Source organism: Pseudomonas sp. ATCC PTA-122608 (genome assembly GCF_001952855.1).
Lineage (GTDB): Bacteria > Pseudomonadota > Gammaproteobacteria > Pseudomonadales > Pseudomonadaceae > Aquipseudomonas.
The window spans coordinates 107,526-124,460 of sequence record NZ_LPNO01000019.1; the positions used below are offsets into that span (position 1 = coordinate 107,526).

The 16,935-nt window shown below is 58.9% G+C and carries 16 protein-coding genes and 1 pseudogene; 6 read left to right on the top strand and 11 right to left on the bottom strand.

The annotated features are described in order from the left end of the window. Positions 1 to 319: 319 nt before the first annotated feature. On the bottom strand, positions 320 to 2,008 hold the full coding sequence (gene fadD2, locus AU074_RS17935) for a long-chain-fatty-acid--CoA ligase FadD2 (protein WP_076015851.1): 1,689 nt from the start codon (positions 2,006 to 2,008) through the stop codon (positions 320 to 322). 207 nt (positions 2,009 to 2,215) lie between these two features. On the opposite strand from fadD2, the gene AU074_RS17940 reads away from it, so the two are divergent. Continuing rightward, positions 2,216 to 3,160 carry an alpha/beta hydrolase gene (locus AU074_RS17940; RefSeq protein ID WP_076015852.1) on the top strand — a complete coding sequence of 315 codons (945 nt, stop codon included), beginning with the start codon at positions 2,216 to 2,218 and terminating at the stop codon, positions 3,158 to 3,160. Between the two features lie 58 nt (positions 3,161 to 3,218). Further along, the gene (locus AU074_RS17945) at positions 3,219 to 3,689 is read left to right on the top strand and encodes a MaoC family dehydratase (RefSeq protein WP_003213034.1); all 471 of its coding nucleotides are present in this window, start codon (positions 3,219 to 3,221) and stop codon (positions 3,687 to 3,689) included. A 56-nt stretch (positions 3,690 to 3,745) separates the two neighbouring features. Here AU074_RS17945 and AU074_RS17950 read toward each other — a convergent pair whose 3' ends face one another. Beyond that, on the bottom strand, positions 3,746 to 4,213 hold the full coding sequence (locus AU074_RS17950; RefSeq protein ID WP_076015853.1) for a PA2169 family four-helix-bundle protein: 468 nt from the start codon (positions 4,211 to 4,213) through the stop codon (positions 3,746 to 3,748). Positions 4,214 to 4,419: 206 nt separating this feature from the next. Between AU074_RS17950 and AU074_RS17955 the strand changes: the two genes are divergently transcribed. The 3 genes and pseudogenes from AU074_RS17955 to AU074_RS34555 form a co-directional block, all read left to right on the top strand. Then, positions 4,420 to 4,656, top strand: coding sequence for a DUF3820 family protein (locus AU074_RS17955; protein WP_003213031.1), 237 nt, complete (start codon positions 4,420 to 4,422; stop codon positions 4,654 to 4,656). Between the two features lie 12 nt (positions 4,657 to 4,668). Continuing rightward, positions 4,669 to 5,850 carry an aminotransferase class V-fold PLP-dependent enzyme gene (locus AU074_RS17960; RefSeq protein ID WP_076015854.1) on the top strand — a complete coding sequence of 394 codons (1,182 nt, stop codon included), beginning with the start codon at positions 4,669 to 4,671 and terminating at the stop codon, positions 5,848 to 5,850. An 8-nt stretch (positions 5,851 to 5,858) separates the two neighbouring features. Continuing rightward, positions 5,859 to 5,948, top strand: a pseudogene (locus AU074_RS34555) (outer membrane lipoprotein carrier protein LolA); the annotation flags it as partial. Between the two features lie 99 nt (positions 5,949 to 6,047). Here AU074_RS34555 and AU074_RS17965 read toward each other — a convergent pair. Genes AU074_RS17965 through zwf form a run of 3 tightly spaced genes read right to left on the bottom strand, consistent with a single transcriptional unit; the run spans position 6,048 to position 8,897 of the window. Further along, positions 6,048 to 6,713 carry a bifunctional 4-hydroxy-2-oxoglutarate aldolase/2-dehydro-3-deoxy-phosphogluconate aldolase gene (locus AU074_RS17965; RefSeq protein WP_076015855.1) on the bottom strand — a complete coding sequence of 222 codons (666 nt, stop codon included), beginning with the start codon at positions 6,711 to 6,713 and terminating at the stop codon, positions 6,048 to 6,050. 17 nt (positions 6,714 to 6,730) lie between these two features. Further along, positions 6,731 to 7,444 carry a 6-phosphogluconolactonase gene (gene pgl, locus AU074_RS17970; RefSeq protein ID WP_076015856.1) on the bottom strand — a complete coding sequence of 238 codons (714 nt, stop codon included), beginning with the start codon at positions 7,442 to 7,444 and terminating at the stop codon, positions 6,731 to 6,733. Then, the gene (gene zwf / locus AU074_RS17975; RefSeq protein ID WP_076015857.1) at positions 7,431 to 8,897 is read right to left on the bottom strand and encodes a glucose-6-phosphate dehydrogenase; all 1,467 of its coding nucleotides are present in this window, start codon (positions 8,895 to 8,897) and stop codon (positions 7,431 to 7,433) included. The genes pgl and zwf overlap by 14 nt, the downstream gene beginning before the upstream one ends. Positions 8,898 to 9,115: 218 nt before the next feature. Here zwf and AU074_RS17980 point away from each other — a divergent pair, with 218 nt between their 5' ends. Further along, positions 9,116 to 9,976: a MurR/RpiR family transcriptional regulator gene (locus tag AU074_RS17980; protein ID WP_173406104.1), complete on the top strand. Its 861-nt coding sequence runs from the start codon at positions 9,116 to 9,118 to the stop codon at positions 9,974 to 9,976. A gap of 169 nt (positions 9,977 to 10,145) precedes the next feature. On the opposite strand, the gene AU074_RS17985 is transcribed toward AU074_RS17980, so the two are convergent. From AU074_RS17985 to AU074_RS18010, 6 genes are all read right to left on the bottom strand, one after another. Continuing rightward, complete coding sequence (locus AU074_RS17985; RefSeq protein WP_076015858.1) at positions 10,146 to 10,991, bottom strand: D-hexose-6-phosphate mutarotase; 846 nt, start codon at positions 10,989 to 10,991, stop codon at positions 10,146 to 10,148. A gap of 103 nt (positions 10,992 to 11,094) precedes the next feature. Beyond that, a complete protein-coding gene (locus AU074_RS17990; RefSeq protein ID WP_063027703.1) occupies positions 11,095 to 12,441 on the bottom strand; it encodes a carbohydrate porin in 1,347 nt (448 codons plus the stop codon). A gap of 105 nt (positions 12,442 to 12,546) precedes the next feature. Then, positions 12,547 to 13,707, bottom strand: a complete 1,161-nt coding sequence (locus AU074_RS17995) for an ABC transporter ATP-binding protein (RefSeq protein WP_076015859.1) — start codon at positions 13,705 to 13,707, stop codon at positions 12,547 to 12,549. A 2-nt stretch (positions 13,708 to 13,709) separates the two neighbouring features. Next, on the bottom strand, positions 13,710 to 14,555 hold the full coding sequence (locus AU074_RS18000) for a carbohydrate ABC transporter permease (RefSeq protein WP_076015860.1): 846 nt from the start codon (positions 14,553 to 14,555) through the stop codon (positions 13,710 to 13,712). After that, positions 14,548 to 15,456 carry a carbohydrate ABC transporter permease gene (locus tag AU074_RS18005; RefSeq protein ID WP_010169866.1) on the bottom strand — a complete coding sequence of 303 codons (909 nt, stop codon included), beginning with the start codon at positions 15,454 to 15,456 and terminating at the stop codon, positions 14,548 to 14,550. The genes AU074_RS18000 and AU074_RS18005 overlap by 8 nt, the downstream gene beginning before the upstream one ends. Positions 15,457 to 15,546: 90 nt before the next feature. Then, a complete protein-coding gene (locus tag AU074_RS18010; RefSeq protein ID WP_076015890.1) occupies positions 15,547 to 16,833 on the bottom strand; it encodes an ABC transporter substrate-binding protein in 1,287 nt (428 codons plus the stop codon). Between the last annotated feature and the right edge of the window lie 102 nt (positions 16,834 to 16,935).

Sequence of the window (16,935 nt, forward strand, 5' to 3'; positions counted from 1 at the left end):
AGTCTGGCGGTTAAAAGCAGGCCAAGAGGTCACAAAGCGCGCCGAGAGTAGCAGCTTTGCCAAAGGCCGCCTAGAGCCAAAAGAGGCCCCTACGGTCATAAACATGACTCAAGAATATCTAATGGTCATTTTTAGAGCAAAGATTCTATAAGCCTGGAAAAGGCTCTGGAATGGGCGTTCACACGATTCCACTGAATGAATGAAAACCAAATGTGGGAGCGGGCTTGCTCGCGAAGGCGGTGTATCAGTCGACATATCGTGTGACTGACACTGCGCTTTCGCGAGCAAGCCCGCTCCCACATTTTGAGACTATTTCAAATCAGGCTATGTCGCGCAATTCCCTGCGCAAGATCTTGCCCACCGGCGTCATCGGCAACGACTCACGCAACACAATGTGCTTGGGCACCTTGTAGCCGGTGAAGTTGGCCTTGCAGTAAGTCTTCAGTTCTTCAAGGCTCACGCCCTGGGCACGGGCCACCACAAACAGCTTCACCGCCTCGCCGGTACGCTCGTCCGGGACACCGATCACCGCGCAGCTGGCCACTGCCGGGTGCGCCATCACCACGTCTTCGATCTCGTTGGGGTACACGTTGAAGCCCGAGACGATGATCAAATCCTTCTTGCGATCAACGATGCGCACAAAGCCATCCGGGTCGATCACCGCGATATCGCCGGTCTTGAGCCAGCCGTCGGCGTCCAGGGTTTCGGCGGTCGCCACCGGTTGCTGCCAGTAGCCTTTCATCACTTGCGGGCCCTTGATGCACAACTCGCCCCGCTCACCCAGCGGCAACTCCACGCCGTTGTCGTCGATGACTTTCATCGCCGTGCCCGGTACCGGAATGCCCACGGTGCCCAGCTTCGATTTGCCGCCATAGGGGTTGGTGCTGGCCACCGGCGAGGTTTCAGTAAGGCCGTAGCCTTCGCCAATCGCGCAGCCGGTCAGTTGCTGCCAGCGCTCCGCCGTGGCCTTGACCAGCGCGGTGCCACCGGAGTTGGTGAGCTTGAGGTGAGAGAAATCCAGGCTCTTGAAATCCGGGTGATCCATCAACGCCACAAACAGCGTGTTGAGCCCCAGCAGCCCGGTGAAGCGCCACTTCTTCAGCTCCTTGATAAAGCCGCCGATGTCCCGGGGATTGGTGATCAGCACGTTGTGGTTACCCGACACCATCATGCACATGCAATTCGCGGTGAAGGCATAGATGTGGTACAGCGGCAGTGGCGCAACCATCACCTCCTGCCCTTCCTTGATCAGCGGATGCCCGTCGTCTCCCAGTTGCGACATGCACGCCCGCACTTGCTGCATGTTGGCCACCAGGTTGCCGTGGGTGAGCATGGCGCCCTTGGCCAGGCCGGTGGTGCCGCCGGTGTATTGCAGCACGGCGATGTCGTCGAGGGTCACCGGGTGGCGGATGAGCGCCTGGCCGGCGCCCATGTGCAGGGCACGCTTGAAGGAGATGGCCTGGGGCAGGTTGTAGGCCGGGACCATCTTCTTGACCTTGTCGACCACGGTGTTGATCAGCCAGCCCTTGGCCGCAGGCATGAAATCGCCCATCTTCGCTTCGATCAGGTACTCGATCTCGGTGTCTTTACTGACTTCTTCAACCCGCGAACCGAAAAGGTTCAAGTACACCAATGCACGAATCCCGGCGTCCTTGAACTGATGGCGCATTTCCCGCGGGGTGTACAGGGGATTGGTGTTGACTACGATCAGCCCGGCGCGCAAGGCGCCGAACACGGCAATCGGATAATGCAGGACGTTGGGCATCTGCACCGCAATGCGGTCACCCGGCTTGAGGTCGGTGTGCACTTGCAGGTAGCCGGCGAATGCTGCGCTGCGCCGATCCAGCTCGGCGTAGGTCAGGGTGACTCCCATGTTGCTGAACGCCGGACGGTCGGCAAAGGTCTTGCAGGAACGCTCGAAGACTTCGATCACCGACTTGTAGGCGCTCAAGTCGATCTCGTTGGGAACCCCGGCCGCGCGTTTGTCATTCCAGAAATCAGGTTGCATTATTCTTGTCCTCTTACCTGAGTGGTCCGGCCGCTTTTGATTGCGATGAAAGCGGAGCTTTGGGGACGGTAGCAGCTATGGTCAATCAGGCAAATACAACAAGATGCGTCATTGATTGTGTGAATCTCCCCGCTAAGGCCAGCGCTGATCCGCCGGCCCGAAGCCGATGAGCGATACACTGCAACGACCCTGAGCAAAGGAAGCGCCATGAACCACACCACTTTCTGGCTGACCGCGAATGACCGCAGTCGGGTGTACGTCAACCAATGGCTACCCGACGGGCCGCCCAAGGCGCTGATGATGCTGGCCCACGGCATGGCCGAGCACAGTGGCCGCTATGGGCGCCTGGCCCAGGCGTTGTGTGACGCCGGTTACGGCCTGTATGCCCCCGACCAGCGCGGCCACGGGCGTACCGCCGACGAGGGCACGCTGGGGTTGTTCGCCGAGAAAGACGGCTGGAATAAAGTGGTGGGCGACCTGGCGAGCCTGAACCAACACATCGGCCAGCAGGCGCCGGGCGTGCCGATCATCCTGCTGGGCCACAGCATGGGCAGCTACATCGCCCAGGCGTATCTGCTGCACCACAGCGCCAGCCTCAACGGGGCGATTCTCAGCGGCTCGAATTTCCAGCCGGTGGCGTTGTACGGCGCGGCCAAGGTGATTGCTCATGGCGAACGCTTGCGCCAGGGTTTGCGGGGACGCAGCGCGCTGATCGATTTCCTGTCATTTGGATCGTTCAACAAAGCGTTTAAACCCAATCGGACCGCTTTCGACTGGCTCAGCCGTGACCCGGCCGAGGTCGACAAGTACGTCAGCGACCCGCTCTGTGGCTTTCGTTGCACCAACCAGCTATGGATCGACCTGCTGGGTGGCTTGCAGCAAATCAGCAAAGCGTCCAATCTCGCTCAGATCGATCCGGGCCTGCCGATCCTGATAATGGGCGGCGAATGTGATCCGGTCAGTGAAGGCAAGCGTCTCAAAAGTCTGGCCAACGCTTTGCGTGAAGCCGGCTGCCAGAACCTGGAGCTGAGCATTTACCCGCAGGCGCGCCACGAATTATTCAACGAAACCAACCGTGATGCGGTCACAGCCGATGTGCTGACGTGGCTGGCCCAGGCTGCAGTACTGCGCCGCCCTACTCGCTGCGAATGATTTTTCGTTTAAAATCAATACATTAAGATTATCGATTAGCCACAGGATGCACCATCTGATGACCCAGGTTACCAACACGCCTTACGAAGCCCTCGAAGTCGGCCAGACCGCCAGCTACAGCAAGACCGTCGAGGAGCGCGATATCCAGCTGTTCGCGGCGATGTCCGGCGACCACAACCCGGTGCACCTGGACGCCGAATTCGCCAAGGCGACCATGTTCAAGGAGCGCATTGCCCACGGCATGTTCAGCGGCGCCCTGATCAGCGCGGCGGTGGCGTGTGAACTGCCTGGGCCCGGCACGATCTACATCGGCCAGCAAATGACCTTCCAGAAGCCGGTCAAAATCGGCGACACCCTGACCGTGCGTCTGGAAATCCTGGAGAAGCTGCCGAAGTTTCGTGTGCGCATCGCCACTCGCGTGTTCAACCAGCGCGACGAGCTGGTGGTGGACGGTGAAGCCGAGATCCTCGCGCCGCGCAAGCAGCAGACCGTGACCTTGACCGAACTGCCGGCCATCAGCATCGGCTGAACCATCGTCCATAAAAAATCCCCGCATCTGCGGGGATTTTTTTATTCAGGTGGGGCTCAAGACTGAGCGCGCGCCTGGTTACGCAGGGCTTTCACCTGGTCGTGGTTGCGTTGTGCGCCGTGGAACTGACGCTCCACCAGGTCACGAATGCCCAGCAGGTTGTGCTTGTTGATCTTCTCGATCGCTTCTTTATAAGCCTTCAGTGCGTGGTCTTCACCGCGCTCGGCTTCGTTCAGCACTGCTTCTTCATCTTTACCGGTAACCATCGACTTCACGTCGACCCAGCCACGGTGCAAGGCACCGGCAACACTGCCGGATTTTTCCGGATCGCCGCCCAAGGCTTTGACAGCCGTCTGCAGTTCGGCAGCGGCGGTGGCGCAATCAACGGAACGTTTGGCAAACAGGGCTTTGAGCTCTGGGTGCTTGATGTCTTCTGCGCAGGTCTTGAAGCCTTCCTGGCCGTCTTTGCTGGTCTCGATCAGGTCGTTGAGTACGGAGATCGATTCTTTATTGATATCAGTCATTTTTCAATTCCTTCGCGGGTTAAGAAACGTGCATTAGTAATTGCAGCGCCCGTGCCAGCTTTTGAAAAACAAATTAATTGTTATTTTTCAATAACTTAAATATTAACCAAAAATCTGTATCCGCTTTATTTGCATGATCTGTCATTTGGCCTCCATGCAGAATGCCTGTATTTTCCAAGGCATCGACTCAAATACCTGAAGCCCCAATGAATCCTGAAAAACTTGAATTGCTGATCACCCGCGAAATGCCCTTCGGCAAGTACAAGGGCCGGATCATTGCCGACCTGCCCGGCCCCTACCTCAACTGGTTTGCCCGTGAAGGTTTTCCCCACGGTGAGTTGGGTGGGTTGCTGGCCCTGATGCAGGAAATCGACCACAACGGCTTATCCGAATTGCTGGAACCCCTACGCGCCAAACACGGCAAGCCCGCCCCTCGTCATTAATAGAGCACGCACATGGACAGTACCCGCGACGAACAACACTGGCACGAAATCGCCCGGCGCTACGACCTGGAACCCGGCCCGATCAACCTCGAAAACGGTTACTTCGGGCGCATGAGCCGCGCGGTACTGGAGCAGTATCAGGACAACGTAGCGTTCATCAATCGCAGCAATTCGATCCATGTGCGCCAGCGTTTCGAGCAGGGTGAAAACGTCGAGATTCGTAATCAGTTGGCGCAATTAATGGACGCAGATCCTGAAGCCATCGCCCTCACCCGCTGCGCCTCGGATGCGTTGCAGTCGCTGATTCGCAACTACAACCGCTTGCAGCCCGGCGACCAGGTGCTGATCAGCGACCTGGAGTACGACACCGTCAAGGGCGCCATGCGCTGGCTGGCGCAGCACCGCGGGGTGGAGGTGATCGAGATTGCCCACGAGCACCCGGTAAGTTTCGACAGCCTGGTGCAGACGTATCGCGAAGCCTTCACGCGCTACCCGCGCCTGAAATTGCTCGCGCTGACCTACGTCACCCACCGCACCGGGCTGGTGATGCCGGTGGAGGCGATTGCCAGCGCGGCCAAGGAACACGGGATTGATGTGATCCTGGATGGCGCCCATGCGTTGGGGCAGATCGAATTCAACCTGGCGCAACTGGGCATCGCGTTTGCCGGCTTCAATCTGCACAAGTGGATTGGCGCGCCGTTGACCCTGGGCTTTATCTACATCGACCCGCGACGCTTGGCAGACATCGATCCGGACATGGGAGAGTTTCATTACCCGGCCACCGACGTTCGCGCACGTACGCCGTACAGCACGCCGAATTTCCCGGCACTGATGACCTTGCCGCTGGTGTTCGAAGAACATCGCTTGTTGGGCGGCTCAAAGGCCAAGGGTGCCCGACTCAACTACCTGCGAGATTTGTGGGTGAGTGAGGTGCGGCAGTTGCCGGGGATTGAAGTGCTGACGCCGGATGATCCACGGCTGTACTGCGCGATCACCTCGTTCAAGTTCACTGATAAGCCGGATCAGCAGGTGATGGCGGACCGACTGCTCAAGGAATACAACCTCTTCACCACAACCCGCAGCGGGGCGTCGTTCGGCAGTTGTATTCGGGTGACACCCGGCTTTTTGACGTCAGCGGCAGACATTCATGTGCTGATCAAAGCCATCACCGAACTGAGCGCGATCTCACTGTAGGAGCGAGCTTGCTCGCGAAGGTCGTTAACGATGACACGGGAAACCTGACACCCAGCGGTGCTCTCGGGTTTTTCGCGAGCAAGCTCGCTCCTACAGTGGGAGTGGGCCATTTTCCGCAGGCAAAAAAAAGCGGCACACCGACCAAGTGCGCCGCAAAAATGCCGTAGAACACAGCAACAACGATTCGGTAAATCCAATCAGTCCAGCAGGGCCAGCGCCTCGGCGGTGGTTTCCTGGATACGTGCCCAGTCGCCATTCTTGACCCACTCTGGGTCCAGCATCCAGCTACCGCCCACGCACATCACATTCTTCAAGGCCATGTAGCTCTTGATGTTGGCCGGGCCAACACCGCCAGTCGGGCAGAATTTCACTTCGCCAAACGGGCCGCCCAAGGCCTTGATAGCCGCCACGCCACCGCTGACCTCAGCCGGGAACAGTTTGAAGCGGCGATAACCCAGGCCATAACCTTCCATGATCCCGGAAGCATTGCTGATGCCTGGCAACAGCGGAATCGAGCTGTGTACCGAGGCTTCCAGCAGGTCACGGGTAATCCCGGGGGTGACGATAAACTGCGAACCGGCCACTTCGGCCGCTTCGAGCATCTGGCGATCCAGCACGGTACCGGCACCGGTGCACAGCTCCGGACGCTGCTCGCGCAACACCTGGATGGCCTTGAGGCCGAACTGCGAACGCAGGGTCACTTCCAGTGCGGTCAAACCACCGGCAGCCAGGGCATCGGCCAAAGGCAGAATGTCCTGTTCACGGGCAATGGTGATCACCGGCAGGATCCGCGCCTTGGCGCAGAGGCTGTCGATCAAGGCAACTTTGTCCGCCATGGAAACGGTAGGTTGAGGGCTGTTCATCGCGGCTGATCCTTGGCTCATGGGCACCAGTAAATCTCTAAAGTAGGTTGCAAAAACGCGCGTATCGGCATGGCAGCAACGTCGTCACTGGCCAGCGCGGCGCTCAAGGTGGTCAATTTCGAACTGCCGGAAATCGACAGCACGGTGTAGTGGGCGGTAGCCAGCAACGCGCGACTCATGGTCAGGCGCTGGTGCGGTACGGTCGGGGCCAGCATCGGCCAGCAACGACGGCTGCCATCGGGCTTCAGTGCTTCAGCCAGGTTCGGGCTGTTGGGGAACAGCGACGCGGTGTGGCCGTCGTCGCCCATGCCCAGTACCAGCACGTCAATCGCCGGCAACTCGGCCAGCAGGCGATCGGCCTGCTCGGCAGCGTCATCAAGGCTGGCGGCAACGCTGTACAGGCTCAGGAACTTCGCCTTGGCCGCCGGGCCTTGCAGTAAATACTTCTTCAACAGGCCAGCATTGCTGTCGGCATGCTCTACCGGCACCCAACGCTCGTCGGCCAGGGTGATGGTCACCTTGGACCAGTCCAGGCCTTGCTTGGCAAGGTTCTGGAAGAACGCCACCGGGCTGCGGCCACCGGACACTACCAGGGTCGCTTCGCCACGGGCACTGATGGCCGTGCGCAGTTGCTCGGCCACATCATTGGCCAAACCGTCGGCCAGCAGCACCGGGTTGCGGTACTCGTGGGCCGTCACGCCCTGAGGCAGTTTCATATCAGATATCGCCATACCAAGACCTCCCGTCCCGCGTGATCAGTGCAATCGAGCTCATCGGCCCCCAGGACCCCGCCGCATACGGCTTGGGCGCATCACCGGATTTTTTCCACCCGGCGATCAACTGGTCACACCACTTCCACGCGGCTTCGATTTCATCTTTGCGCACAAACAGGTTCTGGTTGCCACGCATGACTTCAAGTAACAACCGCTCGTAGGCATCGGGAATCCGTGCGCTGCGATAGGTGTCGGAAAAATTCAGTTGCAGCGGCCCGCTGCGCAGTTGCATGCCCTTGTCCAGGCCCTGCTCCTTGGTCATCACGCGCAAGGAAATACCTTCGTCCGGTTGCAGGCGGATGATCAGTTTGTTGCTGATCTGCAAGCGCTGCTCGGGGGCGAAGATGTAGTGGGACGGTTCCTTGAAGTGGATGACGATCTGCGACAGCTTTTGCGGCATGCGCTTGCCGGTGCGCAGGTAGAACGGCACCCCGGCCCAACGCCAGTTACGAATATCGGCACGCAGGGCGACGAAGGTTTCGGTGTCGCTCTGGGTGTTGGAGTTCTCTTCTTCCAGGTAACCCGGCACCGGCTTGCCGGCGCTGTAGCCGGCGATGTATTGGCCGCGCACCACCTGGGTGGTCAGGCCGTCCGGGCTAATGGGCGCCAGGGCCTTGAGCACCTTGACCTTCTCGTCACGAATACTGTCGGCAGACAGGTCGGCCGGCGGGTCCATGGCGATCAGGCAAAGCAGCTGCAGCAGGTGATTCTGGATCATGTCCCGCAGTTGCCCGGCCTTGTCGAAATAGCCCCAGCGACCTTCGATGCCTACCTGCTCGGCCACGGTGATTTCTACGTGGGAGATGTAGTTCTGGTTCCACTGGGTTTCAAACAGGCTGTTGGCAAAACGCAAGGCGATCAGGTTCTGGACGGTTTCTTTGCCCAGGTAGTGGTCGATGCGGTAGGTGCGGTTTTCCGGAAAAAACTGCGCCACGGCGTCGTTGACCTTGCGCGACGAATCCAGGTCCGAGCCGATGGGTTTTTCCAGGACCACGCGGGTGTTTTCCGCCAGGCCAACCTTGGACAGGTTCTCGCAGATTGCGCCGTACACCGCCGCCGGGGTGGCGAAGTAGGCAATCAGGCGTTGTTCGGTGCCGGCTTTTTCGGCCAGGGCGACGTAGTCGTCAGCCTTGAGGAAATCGACGTGCAGGTACGTCAAGCGAGCCAGGAAACGCTGGGCGACGGTTTCGTCGAGTTCCTTGCCGACGTAGCTACGCAATTCTTTTTCGATGTGTGCCAGGTGCTGTTGCTCGGAACCGGCCTCGCGGGCCAGTGCCAGGATGCGCGTGTCTTCGTGCAGGAGACCCGCGCCATCAAGTTGATAGAGGGCAGGAAATAACTTGCGCAGCGCCAGATCACCCAAGGCGCCAAACAGGGCAAAGGTGCAGGGTTCTACGGTTATCGAAGGCATGATGTTTGTTCTTTTATCAAGTTAAGCTACAAATACCTTTTTTTAAGGCATCACTCAAGGAAAAATGTAGTAATAACCACAACATTTTCCCGAAAAACGTATTCCGAGTGGTGGTGTTCAACTACCCTCAGTAGGATAGGCCACCGCAAAGGGCCGCTCGTCGATTGGTTGACGACCCTTATTTGCATCGTCGCCCTAAGGAAACATGAATGGACCGCGTGCGAAATCTACTGGAACAGATCCAGAAACGCCTCGAAGAACTGAACAAGGCTGAACGTAAAGTCGCCGAGGTCATCCTGCTCAACCCGCAGCAGGCGACCCGCTTCTCTATCGCCGCCCTCGCCCAGGCCGCTTCGGTCAGCGAACCTACAGTGAACCGTTTCTGCCGCTCGTTCGGCGTGAGTGGTTACCCTGAACTTAAATTGCAGCTGGCGCAAAGTTTGGCCAGTGGCGCGGCGTATGTCAGCCGCGCGGTGGAGGCCGATGATAACCCCGAGGCCTACACCCAGAAGATCTTTGGCAGTGCCATCGCGTCCCTCGACAGCGCCTGCCAGGCCCTGGACCCGAACCTGATCAGCAAGGCCGTCGACCTGCTGATCCAGGCCCGGCAGATCCACTTCTTTGGCCTGGGTGCTTCGGCGCCGGTGGCCATGGACGCCCTGCACAAGTTTTTCCGTTTCAACCTGTCGGTCACGGCCCATGCTGATGTGTTGATGCAACGGATGATTGCCTCGGTGGCTCACACCGGGGAATTGTTCGTGATCATTTCCTACACCGGGCGTACTCGCGAGCTGGTGGAAGTGGCGCGCATTGCCCGGGAGAACGGTGCCTCGGTGCTGGGCGTGACCGCCGAGAATTCGCCGCTGGCCAAAGCCAGCACGGTGAGCCTGAACATTCCGTTGCCGGAGGACACCGACATCTACATGCCGATGACCTCGCGGATCATTCAGTTGACGGTGCTGGATGTGTTGGCGACAGGCATGACCTTGCGTCGCGGGGTGGATTTCCAGCCTCATTTGCGCAAGATCAAAGAGAGTTTGAACGACAGCCGGTATCCGGTTGGGGATGAATTCAACTAGGCAGTTGAACGCCTTTTGTGGCGAGGGAGCTTGCTCCCGCTGGGCTGCGAAGCGGCCCCAACAGGTCCATCGCGGTCTTTCAAAAAGAACTCAATTGCCTGGTCAAGGGGGCGCTTCGCGCCCCAGCGGGAGCAAGCTCCCTCGCCACAATGAGCCATTTGCCGCAGCGCTAAACCCCGGCCCGCGCCTGCAAACTCAAATGCGCCCTCTCCCCCGGCGCCAGGCTCGCAGCAGCCATCGCCGACTCCACACACACAAACCCCGACGCCTCATTGAAGCTCACCCCCAGCAACGGCCGGGTCCCCGGATGCCACACCACCGTGTCGGCACTCTCGCCGGTGTCGATGCACAACTCACGCTGCCAGGCGTGGTCCTTGAGGTGCAATTCGCCCTCGTGCTGGAACACCCGCTGACAGCCGCCATCCACCCGCAACTCACCTTCCTGCTGGCACGCCTGGCGATTGAGCTGGTCGTAGCCCTGCGCTCCATCAAGCCCAGACAGCGCTACCTCACCCACGTTGCCAATCCGCCAATAGGCGTGCAACGCATGGCTCAGTTGGCACGGCAGTTCATCCTGGTGCTCGGTGGCCAGGCGCAATTCCAGGGTTTCCCCCAGGTGCGCGTGCAGGTCCACTTGCCAATCGCATAGCTGCAATTGCCAGTGCAAACGCACGCCGTCGTCGTCGGTGCTGCTGTCCAGCAGTTTCCAGTCGATCAGCCGTGCCCAGCCATGGGACGGCCAGGCGTTTTCGCTGGGATGGCGGCCATACCACGGCCAACACACCGGCACGCCGCCACGAATGGCGCCGACCTGCGGCCACTTGGCCGCGCACCACAGCCAGGGTTTCTGACCCGTGGGCTGAAAATGCAGCAATTGCGCGCCCTGGCGACTGAACACCGCCTGGCAGAGCGGGTGATCGATCACCAGCACATCGCGCATCTGGAAGCGCTCCCAGGCGAATACCGGCCGCTCGCGCAGGGATATGAAAAAGCGTTGCAGCGGATGCTCATGCATGTGCCACGGTCCTGAATATCTTCACAATGCTGCCCAAAAAAAAGCGGATAGCCATGGCTATCCGCAAAATGCGCACAGAGAGAAGGAGCTTATCGCAACAGCGTTAGAACGTAGACTGAATTTTCAGGCCCGCTACTACCGCGTTGTCGACTTGCTTAACACCACCTGGGTTGGCGATGTATTGCAGGTTAGGACGCACGGTCAGCCAGTTGGTGACGTGGAAGCCGTAGTTGAGTTCGACGTTGTACTCAGTGTTACGCAGCGGCGCGTAACCCGACTGGTCGTAATCCGTGAAACCGCCCGCTGCGTTGAGCAACTCAGCGTTTTTCTTCACGTCACTGTTGGCATGGATACGGGATACACCGATACCCACGTCATCTTTTGTACGTGCGTCGAATGGACCTTTATACACAAGCATCAGCGACTGGTAGTTGTCGACCAGGTTGGTGTCTTTGTCGTGGAAGGTGACGTTGGCCGCGATGTTCAAGCCGCGGGAAGCATCGCCATTGTGGGTGGTGAGTTGCTGTTGCAGAACGCCCCAGTAACCGCTTTTGCTGCTGCGAACGCGGAAGGCTGCGCCCGTGGTGCCAGCATCGTTACCGTTGACGTCTTCACGTACGTCGGTAGCGTCGGCGGTGCTCTTGTAGTAACCCACACGGTATTCGCCCGGCAGGCCATTGACCTTCGGCGACCAGACCAATTCAACCGGCAATACGGTGCCCTTGGTGCCACTGCCGCTGAGTTTGAAGCCGTTGCCGTGCTCCAGTTGCGACGGGTTCTGGTTGTACGCACCGATTTGAGCATACAGTTCAGGCGTGATGTTGTACTTCACGCGGATAGCCGCCTGGCTGACGGGCCAGTTGTACCAGGTGTTTACATAGTTACCGACCTGCGAGCCACAGAACGACAGGTTCTGGAAGTCGCACGGGAAGGTGTTGAAGTCTTCGCCTTCACCGAAGTAACCGAGTTTAACGTCCAGCTTGTTGTCGAACATCTGGTGCTGAATCCAGAACTGGGTCAGACGCACCATGTGGCCTCGGCCGTCGACTTCTTGAGACGAACTCAAGGTGCCGGCACGCGGGTCACCAATACGGTCGTTGGAGATGTTTGCGCCATTACGATTGGTCAGCTGGATCTTGGCCTGGGTGTTATCCCAGCCCCACAGCTTTTGCAGGTCCAGTGCCACGCCCAGACCGAACTGGTCGGCGTAACGGGCAGTTTTGTCGTTGTTGTAGCCACCGCTGAGGTTGCCACCGACTTCACCGACGTAATCCGCCTTGATGTCGATACCTTGCTCGATCAGCTTGGTACGCTCGCCGCCCCAATCGCCGGTCATCCACTTGGAATCGGCGCTGAACGCGTCGTCCGCCATCGCATTGGCGGACAGTACCAGGGCGGCTGCTGCTGACAGTTGGCAGATCAGCCGGGTGTTGTTGTGGTGCTTTTTCATCCCTACATCCTCGTCTTTATTGTTATTAACTGTTTTTATCTAACGCGGTTTACTTCTTTGTGAGAGCAGGACTCTCACAAAAGCCCCTACACATCATTTGAAACTTCAGCGTCCCTTGAATTGAGCAACGTTGTCCGCACGGTCCTGTGCCGGCAACGAAGTGGCAGTGCCCAGGCGCTCGCCCGTCTTGGCGTCGAACAGCAACACCTTGGCCGGGTCGAACTGCAAGGTCAGGGTCTCGCCCACTTGCGGTGCCACATCGGGCGCCAGGCGGCAGCAGACCTTGGTGTCATTGATTTGCACGAACACCAGGGTGTCCGGACCAGTCGGCTCGGTAACTTGCACCTCGGCGCGAATGGTCGGCGCGCCAGTGGCTTCGGCGGCGGCCAGCACGATCTGCTCCGGACGCAGGCCAAGGATCACTTCGCGGTCTTCAAGGCCGGCATCGCTCATGCTTAACGGCAATTCACAGCGTGCCTGGCCGCTGTCCAGCAGCGCCACCAGGCGGCCGTCCTTGCGTTGCAGGCGCAGCGGAATGAAGTTCATCGGTGGTGAACCGATAAAGCTTGCCACAAACAGGTTGGCCGGGTCGTTATAGATTTCTTTCGGCGTGCCGAACTGCTGGATGATGCCGTCCTTCATCACCGCCACTTTGTCGCCCAGGGTCATCGCTTCGATCTGATCGTGGGTGACGTAGACGGTGGTGGTTTTCAGACGCTGGTGCATCAGCTTCATTTCGGTACGCATCTCGACCCGCAGCTTGGCGTCGAGGTTGGACAGTGGTTCGTCGAACAGGTAGATCTTCGGTCGACGCGCCAATGCACGGCCCATGGCCACACGCTGTTGCTGGCCGCCGGAGAGCTGGCCCGGCTTGCGATTGAGCAGGTGCTCGATCTGCAGCAGCTTGGCCACTCGCGCCACTTCTTCGTCGATCGCCGCCTGGGGCATCTTGCGGATTTTCAGGCCGAACTCGATGTTCTCGCGCACGCTCATGGTCGGGTACAGCGCGTAGGACTGGAACACCATGGCGATGTCACGATCCTTGGGGCTCATGCCGCTGACGTCCTGGTCGCCGATCATGATCGCGCCACCGGTGATGTTTTCCAGGCCGGCAATGCAGTTCATCAAGGTCGATTTACCGCAACCCGAAGGCCCGACCAGGATCAGGAACTCACCTTCCTTGATCGACAGTTCGATGTTCTTCAGGGTGTCCGGCAAGCCGGTACCGTAGGTCTTGTTTACGTTACGAAGTTCAAGCGTTGCCATGATTACCCCTTGACCGCGCCGGCCGTCAGGCCGCGCACGAAATACTTGCCTGCGACCACATAGACCAGCAGGGTCGGCAGCCCGGCGATCATCGCCGCCGCCATATCAACGTTATATTCCTTGACCCCGGTGCTGGTGTTGACCAGGTTATTCAGCGCCACCGTGATGGGCTGCGAATCACCGCTGGAGAACACCACGCCGAACAGGAAGTCGTTCCAGATCTGCGTGAACTGCCAGATCAGGCACACCATGATGATGGGTGTCGACATCGGCAGGATGATCAGCCGGAAGATCGTGAAGAACCCCGCGCCATCCAGGCGTGCCGCTTTCACCAGTGCATCGGGAATGCTGACGTAGTAGTTACGGAAGAACAGTGTCGTAAAGGCCAGGCCATAGACGATGTGCACGAACACCAGGCCCGTGGTGGTGCTGGCCAGGCCCATCTTGCCGAGGGTGAACGAGGCTGGCAGCAGCACGGTCTGGAACGGCAGGAAGCAGCCGAACAGCAACAGGCCGAAGAACAACTGCGAACCGCGGAACCGCCACATCGACAGCACGTAGCCGTTCAACGCGCCGATGCCGGTAGAGATCAGTACCGCCGGAACGGTGATCTTGATCGAGTTCCAGAAGTAACCGTCAACCGTGGCCCAGGCTTTCACCCAGCCAATGCCGGTGACCACGGTGGGCCAGCTCAGCAGGTTGCCGGTGCTGATGTCTTCCGGGGTCTTGAAGCTGGTCAGCAACATGACCACCAACGGCACCAGGTACAGCAGGACAGCGAGGATCAACACCGCGTAGATCGCGACGCGGCTCAGGCTGATGGCAGGTTTGCCGGCGAGACTAGTCATTACGCTTGGTCCTTAGCTCGGAGTACAGGTAAGGCACGATGATTGCGAGAATCGCACCGAGCATCAGAATCGCACTGGCCGAACCCATGCCCATCTGGCCGCGGCTGAAGGTGAAGGAGTACATGAACATCGCCGGCAGGTCGGAGGAATAACCCGGACCACCCGCGGTCATTGCCGCCACCAGGTCGAAACTCTTGATCGCGATGTGCGCCAGGATCATCACCGCACTGAAAAACACCGGACGCAGGCTTGGCAGCACCACTTTCCAGTAGATGCGCGGCATGCTCGCGCCGTCGATCTGTGCGGCACGGATGATCGATTGATCAACACCGCGCAGGCCGGCGAGGAACATCGCCATGATGAAGCCCGAGGCTTGCCATACAGCGGCGATCACCAGGCAGTACACCACACGGTCCGGGTCGATCAGCCAGTCCAGGCGAAAGCCTTCCCAGCCCCAGTCTCGCAGCAATTTGTCCAGGCCCATGCCCGGGTTGAGCAGCCATTTCCAGGCAGTACCAGTAACGATCATAGAGAGCGCCATCGGGTACAGGTAAATGGTGCGAATGAAGCCTTCACGACGGATTTTCTGGTCGAGAAAAATCGCCAGGGTAACGCCGATTACCAAGGTGATGCCGATGAACATGCCACCGAACACCGCAAGGTTCTTGCTCGCCACCCACCAACGGTCGTTGTCGAACAAGCGCGCATATTGAGCCAGGCCTACGAACTTGTAGGTCGGCAGGAACGTCGAGTTAGTGAACGACAGCACGAACGTCCACAGGATGTAGCCATAGAAGCCCACCAGAACGATGAACATGCTCGGCGCCAACACCAGTTTGGGTAGCCAGCGCTGCAGTGCATCGAACGGCGAGGCTTTGCTGAACACAGCAACAGAACTCATGGGAAAATCCAGTACAGGGAAAAAAAGGACTACAGGAACATGCCTTGTGGGGGTTAGGGGTCCCCCCACAAGACCATTCAGTACTAACCGTTACTTGGCCGACTTGACCGCGCTGTACAGTTGCTTCGCGGTGGTTGCCGGATCAGCGGACGGGTTGTTGATGTAGTTGGTGACGACGTCAAAGAACGCGCCTTGTACGGCCAGCGTGGTCGCCATGTTGTGCGCCATGCTCGGTTGCAGGCCGCCAGTCTGGGCGTCTGCCAGGAAGTCCTTGGCAGCGGTCTGGGCGCAGGAGTCGAAGCCGTATTTGCCCATGTCTTTCAACATGTCGATACGAACCGGGATCGAGCCCTTGTTGATGCTGAAGACTTTCTGGAAGTTTTCGCTCAACACGACTTTGGCGATGTCCTGCTGGCCAGCAGCAGTGCCTTTGTCTTTCTGCTTGAACACCGCCAGGGAGTCGATGTTGTAGGTGAACGCCTTGTCGGTGCCCGGGAAGGCTACGCACTCGTAGTCTTTGCCGGCGACTTTCTTGGCGGCGGTCCATTCACTCTTGGCCCAGTCACCCATGATCTGCATGCCGGCCTTGCCGTTGATGACTTTGGCCGCTTCCAGGTTCCAGTCCTGGCCTTTGCCGTCGGCGTCCATGTAGGTCGCGACTTTCTTCAGCTCGGTCAGGGACTTGATCATTTCAGGGCCGGTCAGGGCTTTTTCGTCCAGGTCGACCAGGGCTTTCTTGTAACCGTCAGCCCCCATGACGGAGAGCACGACCGCTTCGAAGACAGTGCTGTCCTGCCAAGGCTGGCCACCGTGGGCGAGCGGAATGAAGCCCGCGGCCTTGAGCTTGTCGCCCGCTGCGTAGAATTCTTCGAGGGTGGTCGGGTTCTTGGTGATACCGGCTTTCTTGAAGACTTCCGGGTTGATCCACAGCCAGTTGACGCGGTGGATGTTCACCGGCACGGCGACGTAATCACCTTCGTACTTCACGGTATCGGAGACTTTCTTGTCCAGCAGGCTGTCCCACTTCTCTTCTTTGGCAGGAGCCTTCAGGACGTCGGTGTCGAGCAGCCCGGTGGACGCCCATTCCTGGATGTCGGGGCCTTTGATCTGGGCCATGCCTGGCGGGTTGCCAGCAACGGCACGGCTTTTCAGTACGGTCATGGCAGTCGAACCACCACCGCCGGCAACGGCACCGTCTTTCCAGGTGAAACCGTCTTTTTCAACTTGAGCCTTCAGGACATCTACTGCCGCTTTCTCGCCACCCGAGGTCCACCAATGCACAACTTCAACCGTCCCTTTCGAGTCGGCAGCAAAAGCACTGAGGGGAAACAACGAGGCAACGGAAATAGCAACGGCGAGGCGACTGATCGCTTTCATCTGAGTACCTTTTTTCTTGTTGTTATGCATGCAAGTCGGTGCTTGCGCTGCAAACGAGTTTAAACAGGGATTTTTCAGGTGCAGGTAACAAAGGGACGCCAA

What these genes read in the sequence shown, in the direction of transcription:
- AU074_RS17990 (WP_063027703.1), bottom strand. Translation starts at nt 12,441, where the DNA reads ATGAAAAAGCACCACAACAACACCCGGCTGATCTGCCAACTGTCAGCA.
- AU074_RS17945 (WP_003213034.1), top strand. Translation starts at nt 3,219, where the DNA reads ATGACCCAGGTTACCAACACGCCTTACGAAGCCCTCGAAGTCGGCCAG.
- AU074_RS17995 (WP_076015859.1), bottom strand. Translation starts at nt 13,707, where the DNA reads ATGGCAACGCTTGAACTTCGTAACGTAAACAAGACCTACGGTACCGGC.
- AU074_RS17955 (WP_003213031.1), top strand. Translation starts at nt 4,420, where the DNA reads ATGAATCCTGAAAAACTTGAATTGCTGATCACCCGCGAAATGCCCTTC.
- AU074_RS17985 (WP_076015858.1), bottom strand. Translation starts at nt 10,991, where the DNA reads ATGCATGAGCATCCGCTGCAACGCTTTTTCATATCCCTGCGCGAGCGG.
- pgl (WP_076015856.1), bottom strand. Translation starts at nt 7,444, where the DNA reads ATGGCGATATCTGATATGAAACTGCCTCAGGGCGTGACGGCCCACGAG.
- AU074_RS17950 (WP_076015853.1), bottom strand. Translation starts at nt 4,213, where the DNA reads ATGACTGATATCAATAAAGAATCGATCTCCGTACTCAACGACCTGATC.
- AU074_RS17960 (WP_076015854.1), top strand. Translation starts at nt 4,669, where the DNA reads ATGGACAGTACCCGCGACGAACAACACTGGCACGAAATCGCCCGGCGC.
- AU074_RS17965 (WP_076015855.1), bottom strand. Translation starts at nt 6,713, where the DNA reads ATGAACAGCCCTCAACCTACCGTTTCCATGGCGGACAAAGTTGCCTTG.
- zwf (WP_076015857.1), bottom strand. Translation starts at nt 8,897, where the DNA reads ATGCCTTCGATAACCGTAGAACCCTGCACCTTTGCCCTGTTTGGCGCC.
- fadD2 (WP_076015851.1), bottom strand. Translation starts at nt 2,008, where the DNA reads ATGCAACCTGATTTCTGGAATGACAAACGCGCGGCCGGGGTTCCCAAC.
- AU074_RS18010 (WP_076015890.1), bottom strand. Translation starts at nt 16,833, where the DNA reads ATGAAAGCGATCAGTCGCCTCGCCGTTGCTATTTCCGTTGCCTCGTTG.
- AU074_RS17940 (WP_076015852.1), top strand. Translation starts at nt 2,216, where the DNA reads ATGAACCACACCACTTTCTGGCTGACCGCGAATGACCGCAGTCGGGTG.
- AU074_RS18000 (WP_076015860.1), bottom strand. Translation starts at nt 14,555, where the DNA reads ATGACTAGTCTCGCCGGCAAACCTGCCATCAGCCTGAGCCGCGTCGCG.
- AU074_RS18005 (WP_010169866.1), bottom strand. Translation starts at nt 15,456, where the DNA reads ATGAGTTCTGTTGCTGTGTTCAGCAAAGCCTCGCCGTTCGATGCACTG.